4 protein-coding genes are annotated in these 9,128 nt (G+C 72.0%); all 4 read right to left on the bottom strand.

Features of this window, described 5'->3' with window-relative positions:
- Positions 1-98 precede the first annotated feature (98 nt).
- Positions 99-4,649, bottom strand: a complete 4,551-nt coding sequence (locus Bequi_RS12995; protein WP_249738364.1) for an FtsK/SpoIIIE domain-containing protein — start codon at positions 4,647-4,649, stop codon at positions 99-101.
- Positions 4,618-6,204, bottom strand: a complete 1,587-nt coding sequence (locus tag Bequi_RS13000; RefSeq protein ID WP_249738365.1) for an FHA domain-containing protein — start codon at positions 6,202-6,204, stop codon at positions 4,618-4,620. Before Bequi_RS13000 ends, Bequi_RS12995 begins: the two co-directional genes overlap by 32 nt.
- A complete protein-coding gene (locus Bequi_RS14460; RefSeq protein WP_430623123.1) occupies positions 6,201-7,256 on the bottom strand; it encodes an RDD family protein in 1,056 nt (351 codons plus the stop codon). Before Bequi_RS14460 ends, Bequi_RS13000 begins: the two co-directional genes overlap by 4 nt.
- Before the next feature lie 269 nt (positions 7,257-7,525).
- Entirely contained in the window at positions 7,526-8,533 is a 1,008-nt protein-coding gene (locus tag Bequi_RS13005; protein ID WP_249738366.1) for a polyprenyl synthetase family protein, read from the bottom strand.
- Between the last annotated feature and the right edge of the window lie 595 nt (positions 8,534-9,128).

Raw genomic sequence — 9,128 nt, forward strand, 5'->3', positions numbered from 1 at the left:
GCTCGAGCGCTGCCCTCACCCTAGGAACGCCGGCGATTCGGGTGCGATGGCCGGGTCGAGAATGTGGAGATCCCGCGCTGGACAAGCAGATGTGCTGGTCAGCGCGTCGCACGCGAGTCCTCCCCACCGGCGGGCAGGGGCGAGGTTCCCGCAGGGAGCGCCACCTGGAGCGCGACCGACGTGCCCCTGGCGATGAGCAGGCCCCGCCCCGGCGGGAGCACTCGCTGTGCACTGCGCGAGGTGGTCGCTCCGAGCAGCTGCTCGGGCTCGCCTTCTGCAGGATGCAGCAGGAGTCCGCGGCGGGCGCTGCGGAACGGCTGGGCGAGAGCATGGCTCTGAAACCAGGCGGAGGACTCCGCCTCGCCCAGCACGAGGTGGCCCTCGCGCGCGCAGTCTCGGATCAGCGCCTCCACCGCCGTCTGGGCGGGCGTGCCGGCAAGGTCCATCAGCCCGTCGATGAAGACGGCGAGCCTCCCCTCCCTGACCTCTCCCGCGGCGATCGCCGTGCTGAGAGCGGCGGCGAGCGCCGCGCACTGCTCGGCGTCCACCGCTTCCGCGTCCCACAGGGGCAGCTTCGCCAGCGGGCTGGCCCGCGCCGCGAGCCGCACGCGGCGCATGTCGGGCCGTCGGTGCAGAGCCGCCTCCGCGATGGTGCGCACGGCGGTGGTGCGACCGGAGCCTCGGGGGCCCGAGACAAGACAGAGCCCTCGCGGATCGATCTCGACGGGCTCGAGAGTGTCCTCGGCGACGCCGATCGGGAGGCCCGGAGGGCTCCCATTCTCGGCCCGGGGGCAGCGCTCGATCTCGCGCCAGGATATGCGGGAGGGCAGTCGCGGCACGCCCGGTGCGGGTCGCACCCCCGCCTCTCGCATCTCGGCGGCGAGCGCGCTGATCGCCTCCGCCTGCGCGGCGAGGCTCGCGCTCCCGCCCGCAGCTCCGATCTGCACCTCGCTCCCTTGGAGGAATCCGCGCCCTGGAGGCGAATCCGGGTGCAGACCGGCACTTCCCCGGCCGGCCACCGGCGAATCCTCATCCGATGCCGCTCGATGCACCAGACGGTGCTGCATGCAGGAGGCGAGCGCCGCGGGCAGCGCGCCGGAGCGGTCGGCCGAGACCACCAGGTGCACGCCCACCTGCCTGCCCTCGACGGCGATCTTGAGGAGCGAGGGCATCCAGTGCGCCAGTCGCGCCGACTCGCCGGCCTCGCGGAACGCCCCGATCCCATCGAGCAGCAGCACGATGCGCGGCAGCGCCGGTTCGTCGGCCCGCGAGCGGAATTCGCTGATCGTGCTGGTGCGGCATGCGGCGAAGCGGACTGATCGCTCCTCGATGCGCGCGCACAGCGTCCGCAGCAGTCGGGAGACCCTCTCCTCGTCCTCCGCGGTGATGACCGCTCCGACATGCGGGAGCGGCTCCAGCGGCGCAAGGGCGGCGCCGGAGAAGTCGAGGGCGTACACGTGCACGGGCCCGCCGCGGGCAGTGGCCGTCGCCGCAGCGATGGCGATCGTGCGCAGCGTCGTGCTCTTCCCGCTGCCGCTGGCACCGAGCACGACCATCCCGCCGTCGCGGTCAGGGCGGTACTCCAGGACGGGCTGGGACTGCTCCTCGGGCACGTCCTTGACGCCGATGACGAGCGTGTCGTCGCGCCGGGGAGAGGGAAGCTCCAGGAGGTCGTAGACCGGGGCGAGCTGCGGGAGCCAGGGCCGGTGCGCGGGTGCGATCCCGCCCGCGCGGGCGGCAGCGGAGATCGCGTTCACGATGCGCGCGATGTCCGTCGGCGCCCCGTCCCCGAGAACCGGCGCTGGACGCTCTCGCTCCGCACTCTCCCACCGCTCGCCCCTCCCGAAGTCGAGCTCGACGATCTCGAGGGGCCCCGCCGCGCCCTGCTCAGCCGTGCGCCCGCCTGCGAACGCGGCCTGGAATGTGACGACGCTGCCGGGGCCGGCTCGCATCGCGGCGCGTCCGGGGAGGGCCGGATCGAATCCGGCGGCCCGGGAGTCGCCGAGGACATCGGTGGAGTCGGCGGCGTCGGCGAGCCGGAGGGCGATCCGCAGGGAGGCGTTCGCGCGCAGGCTGTCGCGGATCACCCCCGCCGGGCGCTGCGTGGCGAGGATCAGATGCAGTCCGAGGGATCGCCCTCTGGCGGCGATGTCCACGACCCCGTCGACGAACTCGGGGACCTCCGCGGCGAGCGCAGCGAATTCGTCGACCACGATGACCAGGCTCGGCGGCGCGTCAGGGTCGCCCATGCGCTCCAGCGCCGCGAGGTCCTTGGCTCCCTTGCGATGCAGCAGATGCTCGCGCCGCCGCAGCTCCGCGCGCAGGGAGGTCAGGGCGCGCCGCACCATCGCAGGGCCGAGGTCCGTCACCATCCCGACGGCGTGGGGCAGCGCCGTGCAGTCCGCGAACGCCGCGCCGCCCTTGTAGTCGACGAAGAGGAACGTGACGCGCGCAGGCGAGTGCGCGGCCGCCATGGCGAGCACCCAGGTCTGCAGGAACTCCGACTTCCCGGCGCCCGTCGTCCCTCCGACCAGTGCGTGCGGTCCCTGCGCGCGAAGATCCAGGCGCATGGGCCCTCTCCCGTCGCGACCGACGAGAGCGGCGAGGCCGGCGGCGCCGGGGTCGCGCCAGGCGGCCAGCAGCGACTGCTCCGAGAACGCCCTGGTGCCGCCGGCGAGCTGGAGGAAGGAGACCTCGCCCGGGACGTCGGACTCCTCCTCCCGTCCCTCCCCCGCATCCACGAGGGGAGCGAGGCGACGGGCGAGGACCGCTGCGCGGGTGCGCGTGAGGCTCTCCAGATGGACCGGGCTCGTGCGTGCGCCCTCGAGGACGCTTCCGCTGAGAGCGGTGGCCCCGGTGCCCGCCGCCGATGCCGCCGCGTCCTCCTCCGGCAGGGAGGATCCCTCGGAATGCTCGCTGACCTGGAGGAAGGTGCGGCAGGCGGCGGGCAGTGCGCTGAGGGCCGAGGCGCGCCAGAGCACATGGATCCCTGCAGCGGGCCCGTGCTCCAGGAGCTGCACCAGCCGGGAGCGGCGCACGGGGGCATCGTCCTCCACGATCAGGACGACCCGGGGCGCTGCGGTCGGCGCACCAGAGGCTCCTGCGCTCGCGATTCGCTGTCTCATCAGCTCCTCGAGCGCCCCCACGAGATGGTCTGCGCGCTCTGCGGTGCTCGCGAGGCACTCCGTGCGCAGCGGTGATCGCGGATCCGCGCAGTGCGGCAGCCATGTCAGCCATTCCCATTCGCGCCGCGAGGCAGCAGATGCCACCGCGGCGATGGTGACATCGGCCGGCGAGTGGAGGGCGGCGAGCTGGAGGACGAGCGCGCGCGCCGCGCCTGCTGTGGCAGCGCCGTGGCCTGCGATGCCGATGTTCCCGCAGCTGCGGAGGTCGCCTCGGATCGGGACCCCGCCGAGGAGCACATGGGAGGCGAGCGTCTCCCGTATCCGTCGAGCGTGCAGGGGCAGGGCGTCCTGCAGCGGCGGCTCCTCGATCTCCACTCGCGAGGGCGCGGCGCCGATGCCGAGCCGGAGCGCCAGGAAGGCCTCGTGCTCCGGTCGGTGCGTCCACAGCAGGGGTCCCAGGCGATCGATCGCATCGGCGCACTCGGCGGCACCCGGGAGCTCGGCGAGCCGGATAGCGCGTTCGCGATGCTGCAACGCGGCGACCTGGCCCTCGAGCAGCGCGAGCTGCTCCTCGAAGAGCCTGCTCGCGCGCTCGAGCTGGCGGGCGTCCTGCAGGCGCCGGGAGGCGTGAGCCGCCAGGGCCATCAGCGGCATCATCGCCACGAAGAGCAGCGAGTAGGGGCTGCGCGTGAGCGCGTACATGAGAGCGCCCATGAGCAGCGGGGCGAGCACCATGAGCAGAGGGAACGGCTGCGGGACGGGGGGCTTCGGCGGTTGCGGCGCGCGCACGGACTGCTCCGGGAACGCCGCCAGCACTCGCGGCGAGCGGTTGAACTCCAGCGCGGGCGTGACGGGGTCCGGCGCGCCGGTGGCGCGCAGCGGTGCCACCGAGAACTCGGTCGCACCGATCCGGGCGATCTGGCCCGGTCCGAGCACGGCGCGAGACCTGGCTGCGCCTGACACCCGCAGCGCGGGCTGCTCCCCTGCCGCGGAGAGGTCCACGAGGTCGATCTGAGCGCCGATGGTGAGGCGCAGCGGATGCCGCTCGAGCGCGGGCTCTGCGATGGCCACGGCGACCGACACCGACAGCGCGTCAGCGGACGCCTGCTCTGCGCCGGCGCACAGGAGCACGACTGTCCCTTCGGGAAGGTGGATCTCCCGGCCTCTCTCGGGCCCCGCCACGATGCGCAGCAGCGCGGCGCGCTGTCCCTCTCCGACCTGCGGGTCGGCGGGCGCTCGGCGGTCGGCGCTCCAGGTCACCACTTCGATCACCGCTCCCGAGCGGATCCCCGAGCGCAGCAGCAGAGCGCCGGGGCTGAGGACCTCCCCCCAGCACTCGTCTCCGCTGCGAACGCGCACGCTGACAGCGAGGCTGCGGCCCGGTCGCGCAGCGGGGGATCCGGTCTGCACGCTCCCCGCGTGCAGGGCCTCTGCGAGATCGCCGACGGTGGCGGTGGCGTCGGCCGTGATCTCGAGGTCGCGCTGGCCGCCGTCAGCGCTGAGCAGGCTCAGACGAAGCCGCATAGGGGCTCCTCTCGGTGGGGGCGGGCGCCGGTGCGGGGTCGATGGTCCGACGGATCGGGGCGGGTCCTGGAGGTTCGCCGGTCCCCGGAGTCAGGACGATGCGAAGGCTGCCGCCGAGCTCGAGGGCGTCTCCCACCCGCAGCGGCACTTCGCGGTGCGCAGGGAGCAGTCGGGGCCTGCGGCCGGGCCGATGGAGCCGCGTGCCGTTGCGTGCGCCGAGGTCTGTGGCGACGGCGCCGGTCCCCTCCGGAGCGAGCACGAGATGCTCTCGGGAGACGTCTGCGCAGATCTCCGGCAGGGAGATCCTGGATCTGAATCGGGATCCGGATCCGGCCGAGGCGGGATGCTCGTCGTCCGCTCCGCCGCGGCCAAGGATGACCGGCCCTGCGAGGTCGAACGTCTCGCCCGTGCTCAGCTCTAATCGGAGAGCCTGGAGAGCAGTGCTCGCAGAGGTGGGAGGCACATCGCTGCAGCGGTTGCCCTCGCTGTGCGCCGGTCGCACCCGGACAGGCGCTCCGTCTGCCTCGGGAAGGGGGGATGGGGCGGAGCGCCGCTCAGGTGTCCCTGCAGCCTCCTCGTCCCGCCGGGCCGCCTGCTCGACAGTGCGCAGTCGCGTTGCCCTGAACAGGCCGCCGAGAGTGCGGGAGAAGTGCGGTGCGCACGCGTCGCCAGAGGGGCTTTCGAATGCTGTCCCCTCATCTCGGTGCGCGCGTCGCGGATCGCTGCCGAGGGGGAGATCGTGGGAGTCCGCTGCAGATCGAGTCTGCGGCGCAGCGCCTGCGCGTTTCTGCTCCGTGCTAGCGCTGCGCTGCAGGCGCTCCCGCACGCGATCCGCCTGGGGCGAGAAGAGCCAGCTCAGCGCCCCTTCGGTAAGGCCGATAGGTCGGCTCGGGGGGTTCTCCTCGGCTGCGGGCCGGCCGGGACCTCGTTGCGGCGCTGCGACGTGCAGAGGCGCCGGGACAGGGATGGCGGCAGGGGCCGGAATCGACGGAGCGACATGATGCTCCGGGAGGCCGGGTGATGCCTCGGCACTGCATGCGGCAGGGCGGATCTCGGCTCTCGCCTCCTCCGTCAGCAGGCGGGGGTCGGTGCACACATCGACCAGGCCGCGGATCCGGCTGATTCCCTCGGTCAGTCTCGCAGTGCCCGGCACGCCTTCGCGCGGGATCTCTCCGAAGGACAGTCGGTGCACCCGCTCGAGCCGGTGCACGTTCGCTGCACCGTCCACTGCGCTGATCTCCCTCGCGGTGCCGTCGTGCAGATGGACGTGCAGCGGGGTCGCGCCCCGCACGATGACCTGGATGGAGTCGGGCTGGACGAGGGCGGCCACGAGCTCAGGCAGAGCGTCCGCCCCGGGGAGACCTGCGCGCTCAGCGAGCACGGAGAGGAAGTCCGAGTGCGCCGCCGAATCCGCCAGGCAATCCCAGGCGGCCTCCACCACGCGGGGTGCGGTCCCGGGAACGAGGACGATCCAGCCCGCGTCGCGTCGCACCAGGACAGCGGGACCGGGATTGCACCAGGTGCCGATGCCGAACAGGGACGAGGGGCTGCTCATGAGCGGCACTCCTCGATGAGGAGGGATCGGTCTGCGAGCATGACTCTCGTCCCGTAGGGGACGCGAACCGTCTGGTGAGGGGTGAGGCGGTGCGCGCTGCCCCCCGCTACGCGCGCGCGAGTGCCGTTGCGGGAGCCGAGATCCGTGAGCGCGCAGGACCGCATCCCCAGGCGGACATGAAGGTGGCTGCGCGAGAGGGAGCGGAACGGATCGTCTATCCGCAGGCCCTGCTCTCCCGGCCCCGCCACAGGCGCACGGCCGAGCACGACGGCGCCGGACAGTTCGACCGCGGTCCCGTCATCGAACCGCAGCAGGCCTCGACTCGATGGGTGTGCCGGTCGCGACAGGCGGGCGGGCAGGGACAGCGCCCGCGACCTGGTCATGCGAACCCGCCGGATCACATTGCGCTCCCCGCGCTCCCGTATGGGCGCTGGCGGCCCGGGGTCTTCTCCCCACGCGACATCCAGCAGGCGCAGTCCCAGGATCCGGTCGAGGCCGCCCATGCGCGTGCTGCCCGGAAGGATCAGAGCTCCGAGCAGCAGTGCCGGCGCGGAGGGCACCTGCAGGATGCACCGGGCGACGGCTCGCAGAGCACTGATCGAGGCACGGGGGCCGAGGGGCACTGCGCGCAGGGACAGCATGCGGAGTCCGGGGCTCCTCCCCGTTCGCGAGAGCTGGGCAGCGAGGCCGAGGGTCACAGCCAGCGCCGAGACCGCTCCGGCGCCGATCAGGATCCGCGGAAGGAGGCTCTCCCCTCCGGGACCCGATCTGTGGCTCAGCAGGATCCCCGCGGAGAGGGGCACCAGGGCGAGGAGAAGCACTAGCGCATCGACGGCAGAGGCCCATGCTCTCCGTCCGGCCGGTGCGGGGCGCAGCCAGGGGGCCGCCGCATTCCCCCCGAGCGGCAGCGCATCCGAGCCGGCGTCGGCCGACGGCGCAGAGGCGGCGGTATCGCATTCCGCGCAGGTGCTCCCCACGACCGAGATGACTCCATCGCATCGGTCGCACCGACGAGTGATGCCCTGATCGCTTCCGCGCCCCAGCTCCCCCATTGCAGTCCTCTCCACGTTCCGCGCTCCATGGCGAGGCGGGTGCGGAACCGACGCTAGTGAGGGAAGTGAACCGGTTGAGGGCTCAGGCCGCGGTTGTGGAGGACTTCGCTGCGCGACATGTCTCGAACGCTGTGGATCGATCCGCTGCGGACCAGGCGGCGGCGGATCAGACGGCGGCGGGCCAGAAATGCAGCAGAAGGACGATGAAGCAGAAGGCCAATGCAGCACAGGCGCGACCGCCTCTGGTGGGCCGGGCCGCGCAGTTCGAGTCAGACCTCGCGGTCGACCAGTCCGGTCGTCAGTGCCTCCAGCGCGTCACGGCCCGGCGCATCGGGGAGAGCACGCAGGATCTCAATCGCTTCGGCGACGAGGTCGCGCGCCATCTGCGCGGTCTCCTCGACGGCGGGGTCGGCGCGCAGCAGGTCCACCAGCTCCGCAAGGGCGGCATCGTCCGAGAGGTCTCCGTCGAGGCGGCCGACAATGTCGGCGGTGCGCTCATCCGGCGCATCGGCGTGACGACGGCGCACCAGGAGAGTCGGCATCGTGGGCACGCCCTCCCGAAGGTCGGTGCCGGCCTGCTTGCCCGAGGACGAGGGATCACTGCGCAAGTCCAGGACGTCGTCTGCCAGCTGGAATGCGAGGCCAGCCTTCTCCCCGTACTCCCGCATCGTCTCGGCGACCTCCTCAGAGGCGCCGGATGCGAGAGCGCCCAGCTGGCCTGCGATCGCCAGGAGAGAGGCCGTCTTGTCGGAGAGCACGGACAGGTAGTGCGAGAAGGGATCGTCCCCCTCGCGAGGCCCGACGGTCTCGTGCATCTGCCCGAGGCAGAGACGTTCGAAAGTGTGGGCGTGGAGAGCGGAGTAGCGAGCACCCAGAGTCGCACTCAGAGCGCTCGCCCGAGCGAAGAGGAAGTCGCCGGTGAGGATAGCGACCGAGTTCCCCCAGATCTCATGGGCGCTCGCGGTGCCGCGGCGCGTGGGGGCCGAGTCCATGACGTCATCGTGGTAGAGGCTCGCGAGGTGCGTGAGCTCGACCAGAGTGGCTGCGTCGATGACCTCCGTGCGCTCAGCGTCGCCGAACGAGGCCGCGAGCAGCACGATGAGAGGTCGGATGCGCTTGCCGCCGGCGTTCAGGAGATGCCGTGCAGTCCACTGGACGAACTCGTCGGAGATGCTGACGGCATCGGCCAGCCGGGTCTCGGTCGCCTCAAGCTGCCGTGTGAGGCGCTGGACGAAGTCGGGATCGGTCCCGGGGACGGACGCGAGCGCTGACTCCATGGGCTAGACCTCTCTGCGTCACACGACTTCTGCTTCACCGGGCCCGAAGTGCACACGCACAGCGCCCGATGCCAACGGCAATCCTATCGCGACCCCGCCCCGTGCACGGACGGCAGGCTTCGGACCGCGACGGGGTGCGGGACGATCTGCGACGCATCCTGGCCGGCCTGCGCTGCATCCAGGACGGTCCCTGCTGCACCAGGGCATCCCCCTGATCACCCACCAGAGATGGACGTGCAGCAGAAGAGGCACAGGCAGCCGGATTCGCAGCACAGATGACGAGGTCGACGCCGGCATTACCACCTGAAGGGGAACGCGGCTTCACTCCATCGCACCCGAGGGCAGATGAGCCGCTCCCTGCCAGGCGCCGCGCAGCTGTGCCCTTCCCTGAGCGCATCGTCGTGCACCCTGCCCTCCGCGCCCGGAAGCACGCCCTCCCCTTCCGCCCACAAGCGCCCTGAACGCAGAAAAAGCCGGCCCCCACCAGGACCGGCACAACACACCCGAACAACACAGCACCAACAACCCACAAAAAGATTGTGGCCCGCGCACGACAGCGGGATCACCCCATAAAGAGGACCCACACACCATCACA

Origin of the sequence: Brachybacterium equifaecis (assembly GCF_023509525.1) — a bacterium.
GTDB lineage: Bacteria > Actinomycetota > Actinomycetes > Actinomycetales > Dermabacteraceae > Brachybacterium > Brachybacterium equifaecis.